The organism is Pseudophaeobacter arcticus DSM 23566, from assembly GCF_000473205.1.
GTDB lineage: Bacteria > Pseudomonadota > Alphaproteobacteria > Rhodobacterales > Rhodobacteraceae > Pseudophaeobacter > Pseudophaeobacter arcticus.
In genome coordinates this window covers 2,241,689-2,258,470 of the sequence record NZ_KI421507.1, presented here as the reverse complement: position 1 = coordinate 2,258,470, position 16,782 = coordinate 2,241,689, and the positions used below count along the sequence as shown (strand labels likewise).

The window sequence follows — 16,782 nt, the reverse complement described above, 5'->3', positions numbered from 1 at the left end:
TGCTCTTAGCCCCCGATAAGGTGGTCTTCGTGGCGGCTGACAATGGTTTCAAGCCGCGCCATAATTTTGGCGTTGCCTTCCATTACAGCGCGCATTTCTGCTAGCGAGCCCGTCTGTTTGACCAGCTCCAGTTGCAGGGCGTGGATGTCACCGGTTCCGGGCATGGCCTGCACGGTTTGTTCCAGGGCAACAATCCGCATGTCGTGGCGGTCCATCCGCTTTGAACCGTCCTTGAACCGTTCGTCGGTGTCTTTTCTGCGATTGGATATGAAGGCGAAAATGATCGCCCCAACGGACAGCAGGAAACTTGCAAGCTTCAGCCCTGTATCAAGATCTAGGGCCACTCTTTGCTCTCCTGCCACTCGGTCACAGCGGGGTTGTCGCTTTGCTCAGTGGCTGACTGAGCCAACTCCGTATCCGTTCCCGTTTCAGCGGCACCGGGGCTGTCATGGCGCAGGGTGCGCAGAGCGTCGATATTCTCCACGACCTGGGGAACGCGGCTCATGGTTGCCGCTAGATCACGCTGGAAGTCCTGGGTCTTCACCTGTTGCCGTGCACCAAAATAGAAGGACACGACGGCCCCCAGCAGCCACCACAACGGCTCAGGAACAAGAGCCAGCCCCTGCATCCGCTCTGCAAACCAGATTGGATTGGTCATGGCCGATGTGAACAACGCCAGGATACCGATCACCATAGCGGGGCGGGGCAGGCGATTTAGACCGTCCATAAAGCGATCAAACCAGCCGCGCTGGCGTTGGCCGAACTCAGCCGAGAATTGCCCCATGGCCCCGGTTTGGATTGCAGCGCCACGCACGGCCCCGGCCTCGGCGTTCTCCCGGAAGACTTCGACGGTCTCAGCGACCACGTTGCGGCCCCCGCCAAAGAGCATTCCCCAAAATTGACTAATCAGCCCCATTGTGCGGTCCTCTTCTGAAACTCTGATTGGCTCATGTGAAAGCGCGGCGCGATGAACTCCTCGGCGCGCTTGATCCAGCCGCCTTTGCCGCCCGCACGGGTGCGGGCATATTTGCGGGAGGCGCGCCGCCGATCCGCCAGCCGAAAATAGTAATTGCGACGGGCAATGCCGTAGGCGTCGACAAAGTAGCCGCCTGCCTTTTTGAACGCGCGGTGCACCGCTTGCGCGGTCTTCGGGCCAAGCGCGCCATCAACGGCAACCGGCTCTTGAAATTCGCCCAATAGCCGCTGGAGGATCTTCACTGCATTGCCGCCGGCGTTGACGTACATATCAAAGACGGACGCCTGCAACTCGGCTGGCAGCAGGTTGATACGGGGCTTTGCAAAATAGTGCTGGATGAAGATTTCGACGGCGTCTTCGCGGGTCAGCTTGCGGACGTCCTGGGCATCGATGTCGCCGTCGCGGTCCAGATCCAGCCCAAGTCGGCGCATGGTGTGGATGGTGACGCCAAACTTGGTGGCCCCGCCCGGATCGTCCGGGTCGTTCACATAGCCGCCTTCACGCGCCACGATCTCTTGTGCAATTTGCTGGACTGACTGCATGGAAAGCTCCGTCTGTTTGAGACGAAACTACGCGGTGCAAAGCGAACTTGCCGCCCCGGCGATTGTCGGGGATAGTCTGATTTTAGAGGAAAAAGTCGCCCTGGTTCTTGCTTTCAGGATCACGCAGGGACGCGGCTACACGTTCCACAGTTCGCAGATGGACGTCAACCTCTGCCGCTATTTCTGAGTGGCTCAAGCCTTGGTCTAGTAGCATTGCCACCCGCTGGCGTCGGCCTGTTTGGCCGCCAATGTTTCCGGCAGGGACCAACAGTTTGCCACTGCCTAGATGTTCGTAGAGAAGGCGAGCGTTCTCCAGGCCGACCAGTTTGGCCAGGGAGGTTTCAGGGCCGGGGTTCTTGGGAATGTAGACCTCACGCCCGCCTTTGAGTTCCGCCAAACGCACAGCCAGTTTATCGCTGATTTCATCAGCAATGAAGGCCAGGACACCGGGCAGGTAGGGGCGGAACTCTTGGGTCATTTCTGGTGGTCCGACCAATTGAAGTCGATATCGACGCGCTGCCCCCAGGCTTTGAGAGCTTGAATGACCTGGTCGATTTCAACGTGATCGCGCATCATGTCCACGTCTGCGGGCACATTGCTCCAGGCTTTGCCAAAGCGCTCGCGAATGAACTTGTTGAGGCCTTTGCGGCTCGGGTCTCGTAGTTTGCCAGCCTCGCCGAGCTTGCGCCAAAGAACGTGGATCAAGCGCAGATCGGCGCGCGAGGCCTTGGCATGTTTCTTACCGCTCGAGTTGACCTTGAAACCGTCCTGTTTAAGGCGATTTAAAACGGCGTTTAAATCGGCCTCAGTCATGTCTTTCATGGAAGCCTTGCCGGTGACGGCAAGTTGCAGCGCCTGGCGGGCGTCACCGTCCAGGCCAAGTTCTTTGCACCCGACGTGGATCTTCTTTTGCAGGGCGCGGCTCATTACGAGATCTCCTGCAGGAAAGGTGTGGCCGGGTGGCAGATCTGGACGTTGGCTTGCATACGCCGGTCGGCCACTTCCATTTCTTCCCGCGCAACCTGGTCAAAGCGACCGTCTGGAAGTTTGGCCAGGTCCGCTTCCTGGCGCAGGACCGCGAGCCGGTTGCCCAGCACCAGATTGGCGCGGTGCAACCTGGTTGCGTAGAGGCTCATTCCCTCTTTGAGGCTGGCGCGGATTTCATCTTCGGTCAGTGCCATGGTCTCAGCCTCCTATGCTTTTGAAAGATCAATGGTGATCGCTTCCCATGCGGCGGTCTGAGAGGCCCGCTCGTAGAAGCGGACATAGGTTTTGGAACCGACCACCCGCATGGCGTCGCGGATTGCCTGCATGGCCCGTTTCCAGCGCTCGTCGGCGATGTCCAGATTCAGCAGCATGAAGATTTCAGAGCGGTTGATTTGCCCCTCTTTGTCGGTGTTGAACGCCTTGGTCACGATGGCGCGCAGCTCAGGGCCAGAATCTGCGGCCCACTCATTCAGGCACTCGTCCACCAGCCCTTTGGCGATCTGCAATTCAGGGCCAAAATCAAAGGACTCGGCGATCTGCACCTGGACCTTGTACAACCCGTCATAGCTGAACAGGGTCTTGTTGCCTTTCTTGCCACCGACAGTGGCGTCGTATTCTTGGGCCAGCAGCGCTTCGAATGCGCTGATGTCGTTGAATGTATGGGCCTTGAACCGGGCAATCTGTTCGCTAAGGGCCTTGCCATAGCCGATCATCTTGCGGACCGTCTCGTCCTGGAGCGCGTCCTGGGCTTTCACCAGCTCAGCGGGCACCAATGAGCCTTTGGCATTGGTGCGGTATTCTTTGCCTTTGATCTCAACAACCCCATCGGGGATCTGTGCGGGCCTTGAGGTCGTTTCGGGAGTCGGATTCTGGGCGTTTGTCATGGGTGGTTTCTTTCGATTTGGGGGGTGGTTAAGCTCCGGTCGGATCAAGCCGGTCGGCAAGACTGCGGAGCCAGATGGCGAGTTTGGTTTTCGGGGGAAGGGTCACTCTTCGGCCTCCGGCTTGAACTTGGGGCAGGCCCGGCAGGCGTGAAACATCATCACGCGCATGGGGCTTGAAGACGTGAGATCTTCGGCCCGGCGCCGCCAGGTGAGGCAGGTCGCGCTTTCAATCTCGCCGCCCAGGGCACCGCACTGCACGGGTGCGTTCATGAAGGTTTCGCGAACAATGGTTTCCACATTGCTCATGTTGCCCTTGTATTGGTTGCGAATGGTCTGGCTGACCAGTGCCGAGCTGACGTCCAGCTTTTTGGCCACGGTCGCCTGGGAAGATTGGTCGCATTCGGTGACAAGAACGGTCACCCAATCGGGAACGCTGCCGTTCCAGCCGTCATCGGCGAGGATTGCTCGGTTGCTCATTGTACTTGCCCTAGTGGTGAGTAAGAAATTCTGTCTTCGTTGGGGTCAACAATCACGGTCACGCGCTGAGAGTGAGGGGGGAGCGGGCCGGTGTTGTTGACCAGATTGAACGGAGTTTCACAGGTGATCTTTTTGGTTGGCTTCGGGGGCTTGATGTAACCCGCCTTGTTGAGGGTGCGGCAGTACCGGGTCACCTCGTCTTGGCTGAGTTCGGGGCGCGTTGGGAGAAGGGCCTGGTGCAGCTCAAGGGGGCGGAAACGACGCTTGATGCGGATCGCGGACCAGATAGCGCCCTCGGTGCTGCTGCGCAGGTCTTTTGCCGCTACACGCTGCTCTTTGGGGGAGTGAACCGTATAGAAGGCTGTCGCCTTTTCACGCCCCCAGAATTTGACCACTTTTGCCGCGCGCAACGCGCGCAGAAAGCCCATGGTTTCAAGCGGGTTCTCTGGAAAGGCTGCCATGACATCGCCGTTGGTGAAGTGGCGGTGTGCAGAGATGAATTGCCAAATCTTGCGCTCGTGGTCTGTGCCGGGTTTCGAGGTGGGGATATCAACCGAAACGCCCTCTGCTGCTGCCCCTTCGATCAGCTCAAGCAGGTAGGAGCGGGCGCGTTTTGCTGTGAGTTCACCAGCTTTGTCCATGGCGTCGATCTTGACCGCTTCCTGTGGCCCCCAGGCGGTGAGGTAGCGCAGACCGCCCGAGACGCCACAGGGAACCACCGCGCCACTGTCCCGCAGCCGTTCCATAAAGCGGGACATGGCTTCCGGCCTAGCAGAGCAATGCGCGGAAACGTCCATTTCGACAAAGCGAAGCTGGGAACGGATGAACTCCAGCATTTCCCGTTCCGGGCCTTTTTTTACGGGGACCTGCATCATTTCAAGTCATCCCGTGGCATGGGGGCTGTGTCGCGCAGGAACTCCAGGCCCCCCCAGCTCTGTTTGGTGATTTCGCTGATGGCGTTGAGCCGGGCCTGTTTGCAAATGTGGGAGACTTCCTTGACGATCCAGCGGGCGTTTCCGGTGTGGCGGGCGCGCACTTCCTCCAAGATCTCGTCATCAAGGCTGATGCCTTGGGGGGACACCATGTCTGCCAGTTCCCGCGTATCTTTTAGGTCGGCGGGCAACGCCTCTGCGTAGGCAAAAATTCGGCTGTCGAACTGGCGAAACTGCCTGAGTTTCTGGGGCAGTTTCTCTTCACCAACCAGCAGGATTGGGATTTGCGATCCGTCGTGAAGGTCGCGCACAATTCCGGTCAGCCCCTTGGCGATCAGGTAGTCAGCTTCGTCAATGATCAAGGGGCGACTTTCTAATGCCAGGGCCTGTGTGGCGGCTTGCACAAGTTCTGGGACAGTCCCCTTTGAGGATTGTCCGAGTTCGCGCAAAAGCTGTTGGAGGAAGAATTTCTTGCTCCATTCGCTTTGCACAAGCAGGTGAATTGCATCCAGCTCAACCGCGCAGAAGATCGCGCCGAAGGTCTTTCCGTAGCCCGGAGGGCCATGGAACACCCCAAAGCCGGGGGCACCAAAGACGCGGTCTTTCAGCTCATCGAGAAGCCCAGCCATTCTGGCCACATTGGTCAGAGGCCTAACAGCGTTGCCGATTTCAGAAAGATATGCCATGCTCACTCCTATCAAGTCTTATGCCGTCGCCTTGGGGTCCAGCCAGGCGGCGGCGTTTCTTTTTTTTTACCCGGCGTTGCCGCCGCTAAAGCTTCGTTTCACGGCCAAAAGGCCCTTGTATTCGGGGTGGTCCACAAAGCCTTCCATCCAGCTCCGTTCCCGGTCACCGACTGGTTCGCCCGCGTTGATTTTCCGCCGGATCTCGGCAACCTGGTCAAAGCGCTCGTCGGGGGTGCCGGCCACCTGAAACTCGGTGGGAGTGGCCTTGGCCTTCGGCTTGGATTTCATTTTCAAGACCAGCGCATCGCGAGCGGTTGCCGCGTCGGGATTGGTCCGAGACAAGGCAACACGGGGTTGCGGCTTTGGAAAGACCGGCGAAACCACCTTTGCCGCCATCAGGGCAGGGGTCTCTTTGCGTCCAGCGTTCATGTCCGCGCCGAGCCGTTCCGGTGCAAATGGAGCATGAAGCTCGGCGAGCTTCTTCTGAGCCTTGGTAATTTGGCTGCGGCGGCGAGCTGTTGAACGCGCGCCTTCCAGGTCGAAGAACCCGACCTTTTGCTGGCATTCCGCAAAGCCCATGTATTCGCCGCTCAAAGCATAGATATGGACGCCGCTGTGCAGATCCTCAGGGTCGAAGCGGGCAATGACCTTTGCTCCTGCCTCCTGACTCATCCAGTCGCAGTGATAGACGTTGCCATGCAGCTTCAAACCACCATTTTCCTTGTGCAGCTTTGCGGGGGCCTGGCCCATCAGCCAAAGACGGCGCTGGTCTTCGGTTGCTTTGCGGATCGGAGCGGTCGCGTAGCTCTCTTCAAAGGTCTGGTCGAAGGAGCGCCCGTTGGCGGTTGCTGAGCGGCGTCCAGGGCGCGCGTTGTGCTCTGCAATGCCCTCGGACAGAATTTCCACGAAATCAGCCGCCTTGATGGCACGGCTGCCGTAGTTTTCAGGTTTCGCATCGGGCCGATTGCCGACATAGGCCCCGGCAAAGCGCGGGTCTTTCGCCACGTCGCTTGCCAGGTCTCGAAAAGCCCGCTCGATGGGCTTGGCCTGGCCATGGGCCGGGGTGGCCCAGTGCATCTGAATTCCAAGGTGGGGCAAGACCCCGATTGGGTCGTCTTCGCGGATCTTGAACCGGAACCGGGTTGGCGCGCCGGCGGTCATCCACTTGTTGGCAAATTCCCGGCCATTGTCGAAGAGGCAGCGCTTGGGAATACCCCAGTTTTCGACCAGCTCACCAAAGGCGGCCATAACCATGACCTTGTTGGGGTCGTGATCGACGCGCCAGGACAGGATCTTGTTAGAATAGAGATCCTGAAACGCCACGATCTGGGGGCGGTTTATGGTTCCGTCTGGCCATTCCACAAAGACGTCGATCTTGTGGCAGTCAGCGTTGACCGCTTCCAGGGCAGACAGGCATGAGCGGTCGCGGATCTGGGCAGGAAAGCAGCGCATGAGGCCGTTGGCCCCCTCCCGCTTGAAGACCTGCACGGTACGGGGCACTTCTGCGTCAACCCAGCGTTTCGCGGTCTTCTCTGGGGGCGTCGGCCATTTTTTACGCTGGGCCTCAGAACTTGCCGAGCGGTAGCTTTGGGCAAAGGTCGGGCGTTCCAGGCGGAGGTAAGCGCTTTTCAGCCAGTCCAGGAACGGGGCGAACTGCGCCCGGTCTTCGGCCTTGGTGCGTTTCTTAGGCGGGCGCGGTGCAAGATAGGCCAAACGATCCTCAGGCGCGACGCCCTCAACCAAGGCGATCCAGTTATAGACCGTGCGGGGGCTGAGGCCCTTTTCCTTAGCGACGGCCTCAACCGCGACCACATGGCGCGCGCCGCTGGTGTGCAACAATTCGACCTTATCCAAGGCGTCCAGCCGGTCGGCTGCGGTGTCTTTCGCCTTCTGGCTCAACGCCTCGTACCCGGCCCAGGCTTGCCCACGATCCTGGTGATCTTCGGGGCAGGCCTCTTTGTGCTGCGCCTCCCGTTCAATCAGCTTTAAACGGGCATTAAAGGGCAAGAGGGACCAGTGGTAGAACAACCCGCCACCGCGCCCAGGCTTGCGCATGATGGCGCCGGGTGTCGCGCGCCAGTTTTCCCGCAGGGCAAAAGCATTCACCCCCCGCGCGGATCCCGGAAGGCCGGGCAGGCAAGCCTCTGCAATCTGCTCTGCAGACCACCATTCTTGGGATGGGGCTATGTCGGCGCTCATTGGATCGCCTCCCGTTTGCTGGCAAACGAGACCACTTCGGCGGCACCCTCTTCCTCGGCGCTGATTTCATGGATCAACTCAATCAGCTCGTCGCTATGAAGCCGGACGAACTCCCGGCGGGCGCTTTTCTGAGCGCGCGAATAGGCGTCTTTGAGCTTCGCAATCTGCTGATCGAGCGGCGACAGCACCGCCGCGCCTGGGGCCTTTTTGCGGTCCAGAACTTCCTTGGCGGTTTTCGCTTCGCCCGCTCCCAGGGCGGCGCAGATTGCACTGCGGTCGGCTTGTGCGCCGCATTTGGCGATGTGTTCCAGGTCTTTGAACTGCACCCGTTTTGGTGCTTTGCGCAAAAGGCCAATTTCAGCTTTCGACAGCTTCTCACCGACGCTGATCAGGCGGAAGATTTGACGCTCGCCCTTGCCAAAAACCTCGGCGGCGTTGGCAGCAAAACTGCTAACTGACATTTTGTCAGTTAGCACTTCACTTTTGGCTCTGCCGCCAGCGCTACCGCGCCGTGTTTCGGGGTTTTCCCGCTCGTACAGCTCTTTATGAGCGGCCAAAAATACCGCCATATCCAAAGGTGTGAGCGGTGCGCCTGCCACGTTGGCGTCGACCTCAATCCTGATGGCCTGGTCATTGGTGCATTCGCTCACCTTGACCGGTACTTCTTCCAGGCCGACCTGCTTCGCTGCGGTCAGGCGGTGCAGCCCGTCCATCAGGCGATAGCCGCCTTTGACCCGGCGCACCAACAAGGGTTGCAGGATGCTGCCGACTTCCTGAATGGATGAAACGATACTGGCGACTGCCGTGTCGGAGGCGATGCGCAGGCGCTCTTCCACCTGGATGTCTGCCACCGGCAACGATTGAGTATTCTGCCAATTTGGAGGGGTCATTGTGGATGCTCCAGTGAAATGGGGTTCAGTTGGGGAAGGCCTGCCGTTCTGTGCGGCATGACCGGTGGGATCGGCGCGCTCTGGGGCCGGGAAACGGCCCTTTATGATCTGCGCGCCGGGCATCAGGTTGCAGCCCGGTCTTGGGTTGAGACGAAGGCGTAGAAATTGGCGAGGGCGCCTGTGGACTGCAGGGTAGCCATCAGGTCGGCGACCTTCTCTTGTGCCGCGCTCATGGCTTCGACGGCGGCATCAGATTTTGCCGAAATTTCGCCTAGGTTGGGGGCGCCCCACAGGCGGGCACTGCACAGATCCATATGGACGTCTTGGACCTCCTGGCGGCGTTCCGCATACTCAGAGGTCGCACCCGCTAGTGCGGCGGCTATGGGGGCCAGGGACGTGCGCCGGGTTTTAAATTCTTCGGTCACTTCACAAACTCCAGAAACAAAAGAAGCAGGGGGAAGATGCAGACGCAAAGCCCGCCAATGAGATCGTCCCAAAACTCAGAAAAGTTTGCCCAGGGCAGGTGGATAATGTGGCCCCGGTTCAGCCAAAATAGGGCTGCGCCGGGGCCGGTCTTCGCCGTGAGCGGGCGTGGGGTGTCAAAAGCCCCCAGCGACGCATCCACGGCATCGCTGGGGTAGTGGCTCAACCGCATACGGGCACTCTGGATCTTGCGGGTGCTCAGAGTGGTACGGTTGAGCGAGGCAGAAGCTGGCGTCTCCGGGGAGGTCGACGCAAAGCTTCTATTCTGCATTGCTAGGGGGACGGACCGGATCATTTACCCAGCCTCGCCACTTCGCGTGATGCGGTGGAAGTTGGTTGTTCAGGCACTAGAACCATTTCTTTCTTGGCCTTATCCAGGCGCAACCAATATTCGCAGATCGCGGATTTGCCGGGGCAGTCCTCGCCAAACAGGCGCTGACCTTCTGAAGCGGCCCGAACACTGGACATCTGGCGATGCGCCTTGGTCAGAAAGCTGCGCAGGTCCTGATTGTGCCACCAGTTCGGGCGGCGATTGCTGGGCCAGATCGGCATATGGGTTACATCGCTGGCGATATCCTGCAATTCCCCCAGCCCATAGAGGCTGCGCAGATAGTCGGTGCTGTGCTGCACCCGTGCAGTGCTGGCCGCCATGGTGGCATTCAGATCAGGACGGGTTTCGCTGTTCTGCGGGGCCTCATCCGCCACCACCAAGCTGCCCCGCCGCCATGCCATAAACACTTCGATGATTTCTCGCCGGGCCTCACGAGCCTTTTCTGTTCTTGCCCACATGCAGACAGCTACGGATTGATGTTCATTGAGAAGGTATGAGACTGTGGGACGCCCGCCCCTTGAAGATGGGTTTTTTGTTGAAACGCGGAAAACCTCTCCGAAATCCTCAAGTTCTTCCTTGCGGCGCTCTATAAGGGCGTGGAGTTCAGAGATCCGACCGAATTCTAGCACCTCTTGGATGTGCCGATCTGCGATCCGCGCTTCGCCTTCGATTTCGCTCAAGTCGTTACGGGAAAAGGTCATTTCAGCGCCCCCAGCTCTTTCAGGGCTTCGACATGACGGGTCAGACGGGCAAGATATCCGGCTTTCACAACATCCGGCCCTGCACCCAGGATCATCGCTTTCAAAACTTGGCGGCTTTTCGGACCTTGGGAGATACCAAAGGTCACGTTGCGCGCCTGTGCCTGAGTTACACCATTGGCCTTGTACCATTGATCAAAAGTCGTGCCGCTGGCACGGAACGCGCCAAGGATTGCGCTGTACAACATGTCACCATGCTGGAAAGGGAAGTCGCTATCTGTCATCATTCATCACCAATCGGATAATATCCTGTATAGGGTGATGTTAGGTATTCAAATGAATACCGTCAACAGGAAAGTAATTCAAATGGATAAATTAGGTACTCGGCTACGTGAAGAACGTGAGCGGCTCGGCTTGACGCAAGATGCTTGGGGGCAGCTTGTTGGTGTTAAAAAAAATGCTCAATTCAACTATGAAAACAACAAACGCTCACCTTCTGGGGAATACCTGATAGCAGCTCGGGAAGCCGGCGCCGACATTGCCTACATTTTGACCGGTATTAGAGTTCCTGCCGTGGTCAAGAAGGTGCAGGAGCAATATGGCCACGCAATCGCGGTGGCCAAACATGCGGATGAGATCACCGCCGACTATTATATAAAGAACCCCGACGCGCTGGACGCGGACCATGAATTCGAACTGGATGGTCAGCCCTTTGCCACCGTGGCCCGCCACGATGTGCAGGCGGCGGCGGGTGGCGGGTATATCAATCTCGATGGCCCACCGATCGACCATCTGGCCTTCTCAAAAAGGTGGCTGGCACAAAATGGCATCTACCCAGGCTCCAGCGCCCTGATCACAGCACGTGGGGCCAGCATGGAACCCAGCATCTATGACGGTGATCTGGTGATGATCGACCGCAACAAACGCGAAATTCAAAGCGGCCACATCTATGTCTACAACGACCCCGCCAACGGCACCCGCATCAAGCGGCTTGAGGTGGTTCCCGGTCACGCCATAATCATCCGCAGCGACAATCCAGACCAGTCAAAATTTCCAACCGAACACTGCACAGCTGAAGCTATGAACGCCATTGCAGAAAACATCGTCGGCGAGGTCGTATGGTCAGGGCACAAGTGGTGAGGAACTGGAAGACTTCGGAGAGGCTTTTGCTTATGAAAGCAAGAACCTCTCCCGCAAGTAGCTATGTACAGTTGCATGGATTTTTTTCGTTAAACGGTTTGGGAGTGCACCCGCTTTGTATCTGATAACAACCAGGGAACAAACGAGGACAGGTTACAGGCCACGCGCATAGTCGTGGCAGGGCTTTGTCATCTGTCCGGTGGCTTGGGCGCCCGTAGCCTCATGTCGCTGTCTCCGGCACCGTTGGGCAGGCTATTGCGCTCGTTTGGCTACAATGTTTCTATTGCCGGTGATGCCTATATTTGCGCGGACGATGGCCGTCGCTACAGGCCTTTCTCCATGGATTGCGACGAGAAGGTAAATAGCGATTTAGTCGTAAGTCATTCGGTTCGGAGCCGGGAAATGATCGCTTTGGCCACTTGAATATGAGGTGACCGCATCGCTATGAGTATAGCTGTGTACTTAAATGCGATGCACGAGGGTCATTGAAAACATGAAGAAAATCCCCCTCATGTGAGGAGGGAATATCTATGGTCTTCTATGCGGGCTTTGTTGGCGGTAGCCTTTTGCATCTCACTGACTGGTCCCAGCCTATTTTGTTGAAAACTCTGCTTGCCTGAAGCCCTGAGCGCTGATTCAGTTCACTTGAGACAGGTGGAGGTGAACGGCGATGATGGGAACCCGGCAGGAAGCGCAGAGCGCTCTGTTCTACGAGTTCTCGGTTGAGGCGCATGTCCCGGCGGACCACATGCTCCGGGCGGTGGATCGGTTTGTGGATCTGGGTGGCATCCGGCAGCACCTGGCACCGTTCTATAGCTCCACTGGGCGACCGTCGGTTGATCCTGAACTGACGATCCGGATGCTGCTGATCGGCTACATCATGGGTATCCGTTCGGAACGTCGACTTTGCGAGGAGGTCCACCTCAATCTCGCTTACCGCTGGTTCTGCCGTCTCGACCTGACCGATCCCGTGCCGGATCATTCGAAGAACCGGCACGGCCGTTTCCGTGACAGCGATCTGCTGCGCCATCTGTTCGAAACGGTGGTTGCCAGCTGCATCGCGGAGGGACTGGCAAGCGGCCAGCGCGGGATCGTGCCTCATATCCCGGTGTTTGACAAGTCGGCGCGCCGGGATGGAACATTCGAACGCACCGACTTCACCTATGATGCCGAGCAGGACACTTACACCTGTCCGGGGGGCAAGGAGTTGAAACAGAACCGTCGGGCCTTCACGACGGCCAGAGAGCAGAAACCGGATGAGCATGGGATGCTGCGCTACCGGGCCAGCAAGGCCGACTGCGATGTCTGCGAACTGAAAGCACGCTGCTGCCCGAAGGCGCCTGCACGCAAGGTACTCCGGTCGATCTACGAGCCATCCCGTAATCGGGCCCGTGCGATCGCTTAGACCACGGAATACGCGATCTCCTGCAAACTGAGGAAGAAGGTTGAGATGCTGTTCGCCCATCTGAAGCGGATCCTAGGGCTGAACCGTCTTCGATTGCGGGGCCCTCTCGGCGCGCGCGACGAATTCCACCTCGCAGCAACCGCCCAGAACCTCCGAAAGCTCGCAAAGCTCCTGCCGCCACCAAAAATCGCCTGCTGAAGAGAGGCGAGGCAACGCGCGCTCAATCTCGTGAGCTATTCAACGCGGCTACTGGGGCGAGTTTTTCAACGGAATAAGCCCAAAGGAGACGTTCAAGTCATATGGATATGGCAAGGAGTGGGTTCTTGCTGCGCAGGGGCGAAGGCACAAGACGAAACTGACCTTCAAAATGGCCGAATTGTGCGAGAGTAGCGAAAGCCCAAGGGCCACCCATCTGGATCTATTCTGCAAGCTGAATAAACGCCTGAGCTGTATCGAAAGCCTCCATTGGCCCAAGGAAAGGGCCGTAAAAGCCTGGTAAGATAACAAATTTCCAACCAGAACTTGTGTTTCTTATTTGCCATCTGTAGGCATTTCTACACATACTCAATAGGTAGCAGTGTCTGACTTTCAACAGGAAGTGACTACAGAATGCGATTAATCTGTCCGAACTGCGCAGTGCAGTATGAAGTTCCTGAAGACACGATAGAACCATCGCAACGTCGCCTGGTTCAATGTTCCAATTGTGGGCAGCAGTGGTTTCAAAGGCATGACGGGATAGATCATGTTGTGGAACAGACTCATGAAGAAAGTGATCAGAACCTCAAAAAAGCAAAGGCTGAGCGTGAAGAAGCCGAACGGATAGAGGCTAAGCGCCGAGAGGCCGAACGGATAGAAGCTGAGCGTCAAGAGATTGAGAATTATAAATCCGAAATTCCTCAGGCTTTCTATAGTCACTTTGACCGATCCGTAATTATTGAAGCTTTCCCCAACTTTCCAACTGACAAGATTTCTACAATTGAGCAGATTGTCGGAGCATCTCCTGTCGAATTAACTGACCAAGATCACCGATTGGGACTGCGCGACAAAGGAACGCCAGAGAAGGGCGCGCCTGGCGAGCTTGAGTTGAGGTTTCGAATACTAAAAGATCACGTTCAACAAATCCTAGTTGAATGTAGACAAAAGCAAGTACCAGATGACTTCCACAGACGCCTTTCGAATTATCTGATCGCGCTCGAACACGAACTTCCTGTGTTTCTTATGCTAGATGGACCCATGTCTTTCATACAAGGCAGTATAAATGATAACTATGTCACAGATGGGCTTGATGGCGGCTTCATTGCGGCCTGCAAATTACTAGTCAGCATGCACGAAGAAATTCGGCCGTTGCTAGTAAGCAAAGAGCAATCTGAGGCAATGCTTCCGGAGTTGTTACCAAGCGTAACCTCAGAAGATCTCTTAAAAATAGCAGACTCAGCAATCGATGTGATGAGCGATCCGTCAGTCGAAAACGAAGTTGTGGAGGCGTTAAGAGCCTCCAAAAATTACTTTGAAAGTGCACTGCAGAATGGAACAAGCCGACTTGGTCATTTTCGCAGTGGAATCGCTGCGATTGGAGGAATTGTTTCTAGCGCAATCGCTGGAGCGCTTGGGACAGCACTGTTCACATGGGCAACGAGCACTAGCGGTATGGCAGTAATCGCCCAGTTGCGGCCTATCTTTGAAAAGATCGTTGCACTATTTGCATGAACCAATTTTCAAGTCTTCGCATATCAATCATACTCAAAAAATGAATTTATCAAAGGCGTGATTTGATATTTTTACCAATTGAAACCGCTTTGGGAAGAATATAAATGCCATTTGTGATGATCTGAAATGTATCTATTCATTCGATTTCCGAACCGAAAAAGTTCTTACAATATTCAAACCTGCGCTTTAATCCGCACTGAGCGTTGCCGGTTCCTCCACCAAACACAACATTGTTCTCACGGTGTCCAGTGCAAAGCAGCCGTTGGCGCAACTGGAGCGAATGGGCGCTTCGTTGGCACTGCTGCCCTCCAACCCCAAAATTCCGACGCACCTCTGATCAATAGTCGCTTCTCACGTGGCATCACAGCGGTCGCAGGCAGCGTTCCCAGGTCGAAAAGCTGACTTTGCAAAGTCAGCTTCTCTGCGCATTGCCGCCATTCTCCGTGCCGCAGCATGCGAAGGCAAGCCTGAGGTCGGTTCCAAAATCTGTTCCTAGTTCGAAGCGCGGCTGCGGCATGCCGATTTTGCTCAACTCTTTGTCATGAAAAGCATAATCCCATTCTAGGAACTGGGCCGCCTCAGTCGGCGCTAGTTCCTAGTTCGAAAGTGAACATAAGTGCCACTATCGGTTCGGCAGTGCGTGGTGAATGCCTCAGCCTGGTAGGGAGCGACTAAGGTTTGGTGTGCGGACAAAGTGTGAATTCGCTGCGCTTGCCCCAATGGCCGGTTTCTTCCGTAGTCATCATGTGACTTCAGGTTGGATAGGACAGTCGCCTGTTCCGCCTATGCCTCCTTCGCGAGGACAATCAATCGCAGGAATCTCATCAGACATTGAACAGGAGGCGAGTGCAATCAGAAGAAAGAGCGCTAATACTTTACGGATCATTTGGATTGGCCTCACTGCTTACATCGTCGAAAAAAAACCCACCGGCGCGGAATCTGTGGAGCCCGTCCTCGGTGGCAGGAAAGCCTCGGGCCATAGTATCTAGTTCTTCCAGTGTTTGCCTCATTCGAGTTCGAAAATGCCGGTCCAGTTGCGAAATTGCGCTTGCCGATAAGCCCTTGTAGTGGACGCCCATGTCGTAATTCCGTCCTCCATCAACCACGTTCGAAACCGCCGCTGCCAGATGATCCCCCACATTGTCTGCCAGGTAAGCCAATTGCTCATCTGAACCAGATGGCGGGCGATAACTCCGCACGTTGAGGCTGACTTGCTCGTCGATTTCGCTCACGGCCCCTATCTCGATGAGAATGTCCAGAAATGTGCGGGGATGGACATCCTTTCTGATGCTACGCGCGAGGCTCGTGAAGCTTGCGCCATCGCCTTGAATGGGAATCCCTTCAGCATCAAAGGTCGGGTCATCCCACCAAAGCGCAATGATTTCGGCCAAGGGTTGGCGCTTGGTCTCGTTGGGATCGCGTTCACCACGCAATCGCGCAATGTCGCGTCGCTGCAATCCCGTTTTTATGCTGATCTTGCTGTCTGTTGTTCCATCGCCATCAATGGCCTGTGCGGCCTCAACATATGCGTGACGCAAACGGCGCTCCACGACCGGAAACAACCATCCTTTCCGGACTGCCAGTCGCGCAAGGGGTCTCAAAATGGGGTCTAGCCAATGCATATGTGTGATTTGCACATTTCCCTTGACACTGCAATCAATAAATGAAATGTGCAATTTACACATCTTACACTTAATCAAAACATGATGAAACGGAGAAAACCCATGAAACTGTTTGTAATCGCTTGTTTTCTTGTGTTTCTGGGCGGTTGTTCCTCCCCAAGTTTTGTTGGCGACGCGCGGCCAGTTCCCGTGACTTCGTCAACCCCTGATCACTTTGAGTTGCCCGCTCGCTTTGCCCTGGCGCGAGTTGTCTACGGCAGAACGCAGGCCGCCGGTGCAGAGGAAGCAGAACTTTGGACGGACTTGGCAAGCCGCGCAGAGAGCCTTGGTAGCTTTGCACCTTTAGTTGCCGGAGATGCCAACTACCGGTACTCCAACAGGAACAGCTTAGTCCAAACCGCCCGCGAACAACGATATAACTACTTGCTTTTGGTACGCATGTATCCAGCGACGGGATCGGCTGACATTGCTCTCGTGCATACAGGGTCAGGCGGAGTGATGGCGACTGCACGGGCCGTATCACCCAACGGAGGCCAACGCGGTTTCTGGGGCGGGCAAATCCGCAACCCCTCAAGATTGGAACGCGCTACTTTGAAAATCGCACAGGCAACAGCACCGGTTGTTGAGGAAATGCTGCGTGGCGTGGCTACACGGCAGCGATAGTCAACCTGATCACTCAAAAGGAAAGCCGCCATTCGTTCAAAGTGCAGCATCCGCGACTTTGGGCTCACAGCTGCCATTCTCCGCGCCGCAGCAAGTGAAGGCAAGCCTGAGATCCGTTCCAAAATCTGTTCCTAGTTCGAAGTGCGGCTGCGGCATACCG

Annotated in this window: 20 protein-coding genes and 1 pseudogene; 4 read left to right on the top strand and 17 right to left on the bottom strand. The window is 56.6% G+C overall.

The window, feature by feature from the left end; all coding sequences use genetic code 11:
- Nucleotides 1-5: 5 nt before the first annotated feature.
- The 16 genes from ARCT_RS28680 to ARCT_RS0114950 all read right to left on the bottom strand — a co-directional run bounded on the left by ARCT_RS28680 (nt 6) and on the right by ARCT_RS0114950 (nt 10,369).
- Entirely contained in the window at nt 6-344 is a 339-nt protein-coding gene (locus ARCT_RS28680) for a DUF2730 family protein (RefSeq protein ID WP_084300879.1), read from the bottom strand.
- Complete coding sequence (locus ARCT_RS0115020) at nt 335-916, bottom strand: holin family protein (RefSeq protein ID WP_027240802.1); 582 nt, start codon at nt 914-916, stop codon at nt 335-337. The genes ARCT_RS28680 and ARCT_RS0115020 overlap by 10 nt, the downstream gene beginning before the upstream one ends.
- Nucleotides 907-1,518: a holin-associated N-acetylmuramidase gene (locus tag ARCT_RS0115015; RefSeq protein WP_027240801.1), complete on the bottom strand. Its 612-nt coding sequence runs from the start codon at nt 1,516-1,518 to the stop codon at nt 907-909. Before ARCT_RS0115015 ends, ARCT_RS0115020 begins: the two co-directional genes overlap by 10 nt.
- Before the next feature lie 82 nt (nt 1,519-1,600).
- Complete coding sequence (locus tag ARCT_RS0115010) at nt 1,601-1,996, bottom strand: helix-turn-helix domain-containing protein (protein WP_027240800.1); 396 nt, start codon at nt 1,994-1,996, stop codon at nt 1,601-1,603.
- Nucleotides 1,993-2,445, bottom strand: coding sequence for a gp16 family protein (locus ARCT_RS0115005; protein ID WP_027240799.1), 453 nt, complete (start codon nt 2,443-2,445; stop codon nt 1,993-1,995). Before ARCT_RS0115005 ends, ARCT_RS0115010 begins: the two co-directional genes overlap by 4 nt.
- Complete coding sequence (locus ARCT_RS0115000; RefSeq protein ID WP_027240798.1) at nt 2,445-2,699, bottom strand: hypothetical protein; 255 nt, start codon at nt 2,697-2,699, stop codon at nt 2,445-2,447. Before ARCT_RS0115000 ends, ARCT_RS0115005 begins: the two co-directional genes overlap by 1 nt.
- Nucleotides 2,700-2,711: 12 nt before the next feature.
- Nucleotides 2,712-3,389 carry a DUF3164 family protein gene (locus tag ARCT_RS0114995; protein ID WP_036784966.1) on the bottom strand — a complete coding sequence of 226 codons (678 nt, stop codon included), beginning with the start codon at nt 3,387-3,389 and terminating at the stop codon, nt 2,712-2,714.
- A gap of 102 nt (nt 3,390-3,491) precedes the next feature.
- On the bottom strand, nt 3,492-3,866 hold the full coding sequence (locus ARCT_RS0114990) for a hypothetical protein (RefSeq protein ID WP_051360788.1): 375 nt from the start codon (nt 3,864-3,866) through the stop codon (nt 3,492-3,494).
- Nucleotides 3,863-4,738 (bottom strand): hypothetical protein, encoded by an 876-nt coding sequence (locus tag ARCT_RS0114985; RefSeq protein ID WP_027240795.1) that lies wholly within the window; start codon nt 4,736-4,738, stop codon nt 3,863-3,865. Before ARCT_RS0114985 ends, ARCT_RS0114990 begins: the two co-directional genes overlap by 4 nt.
- The gene (locus tag ARCT_RS26250; protein ID WP_051360787.1) at nt 4,738-5,484 is read right to left on the bottom strand and encodes an AAA family ATPase; all 747 of its coding nucleotides are present in this window, start codon (nt 5,482-5,484) and stop codon (nt 4,738-4,740) included. The genes ARCT_RS0114985 and ARCT_RS26250 overlap by 1 nt, the downstream gene beginning before the upstream one ends.
- A 66-nt stretch (nt 5,485-5,550) precedes the next feature.
- Nucleotides 5,551-7,683, bottom strand: a complete 2,133-nt coding sequence (locus ARCT_RS26245; protein WP_036784964.1) for a transposase domain-containing protein — start codon at nt 7,681-7,683, stop codon at nt 5,551-5,553.
- Nucleotides 7,680-8,696 (bottom strand): ParB/RepB/Spo0J family partition protein, encoded by a 1,017-nt coding sequence (locus tag ARCT_RS26240; RefSeq protein WP_084300878.1) that lies wholly within the window; start codon nt 8,694-8,696, stop codon nt 7,680-7,682. The genes ARCT_RS26245 and ARCT_RS26240 overlap by 4 nt, the downstream gene beginning before the upstream one ends.
- Entirely contained in the window at nt 8,696-8,998 is a 303-nt protein-coding gene (locus tag ARCT_RS0114965; protein ID WP_027240462.1) for a hypothetical protein, read from the bottom strand. The genes ARCT_RS26240 and ARCT_RS0114965 overlap by 1 nt, the downstream gene beginning before the upstream one ends.
- Entirely contained in the window at nt 8,995-9,327 is a 333-nt protein-coding gene (locus tag ARCT_RS0114960; protein ID WP_027240794.1) for a hypothetical protein, read from the bottom strand. The genes ARCT_RS0114965 and ARCT_RS0114960 overlap by 4 nt, the downstream gene beginning before the upstream one ends.
- A 20-nt stretch (nt 9,328-9,347) precedes the next feature.
- Nucleotides 9,348-9,845: a hypothetical protein gene (locus ARCT_RS28055; protein ID WP_161631327.1), complete on the bottom strand. Its 498-nt coding sequence runs from the start codon at nt 9,843-9,845 to the stop codon at nt 9,348-9,350.
- 239 nt (nt 9,846-10,084) lie between these two features.
- Nucleotides 10,085-10,369, bottom strand: coding sequence for a hypothetical protein (locus tag ARCT_RS0114950; RefSeq protein WP_027240792.1), 285 nt, complete (start codon nt 10,367-10,369; stop codon nt 10,085-10,087).
- A 37-nt stretch (nt 10,370-10,406) separates the two neighbouring features.
- Here ARCT_RS0114950 and ARCT_RS27160 point away from each other — a divergent pair, with 37 nt between their 5' ends.
- The 3 genes and pseudogenes from ARCT_RS27160 (at nt 10,407) to ARCT_RS27155 (ending at nt 14,337) form a co-directional block, all read left to right on the top strand.
- A complete protein-coding gene (locus ARCT_RS27160; protein ID WP_161631326.1) occupies nt 10,407-11,225 on the top strand; it encodes an XRE family transcriptional regulator in 819 nt (272 codons plus the stop codon).
- 670 nt (nt 11,226-11,895) lie between these two features.
- A pseudogene (locus ARCT_RS26230) lies at nt 11,896-12,828 on the top strand (transposase).
- A gap of 411 nt (nt 12,829-13,239) precedes the next feature.
- Nucleotides 13,240-14,337, top strand: a complete 1,098-nt coding sequence (locus ARCT_RS27155; protein ID WP_027240791.1) for a zinc-ribbon domain-containing protein — start codon at nt 13,240-13,242, stop codon at nt 14,335-14,337.
- A gap of 875 nt (nt 14,338-15,212) precedes the next feature.
- Here the strand turns inward: ARCT_RS27155 and ARCT_RS0114925 are convergent.
- Nucleotides 15,213-15,959 (bottom strand): DUF6502 family protein, encoded by a 747-nt coding sequence (locus tag ARCT_RS0114925; protein WP_027240790.1) that lies wholly within the window; start codon nt 15,957-15,959, stop codon nt 15,213-15,215.
- 102 nt (nt 15,960-16,061) lie between these two features.
- Here ARCT_RS0114925 and ARCT_RS28045 point away from each other — a divergent pair, with 102 nt between their 5' ends.
- A complete protein-coding gene (locus ARCT_RS28045; RefSeq protein WP_154665370.1) occupies nt 16,062-16,622 on the top strand; it encodes a hypothetical protein in 561 nt (186 codons plus the stop codon).
- Nucleotides 16,623-16,782: the final 160 nt, after the last annotated feature.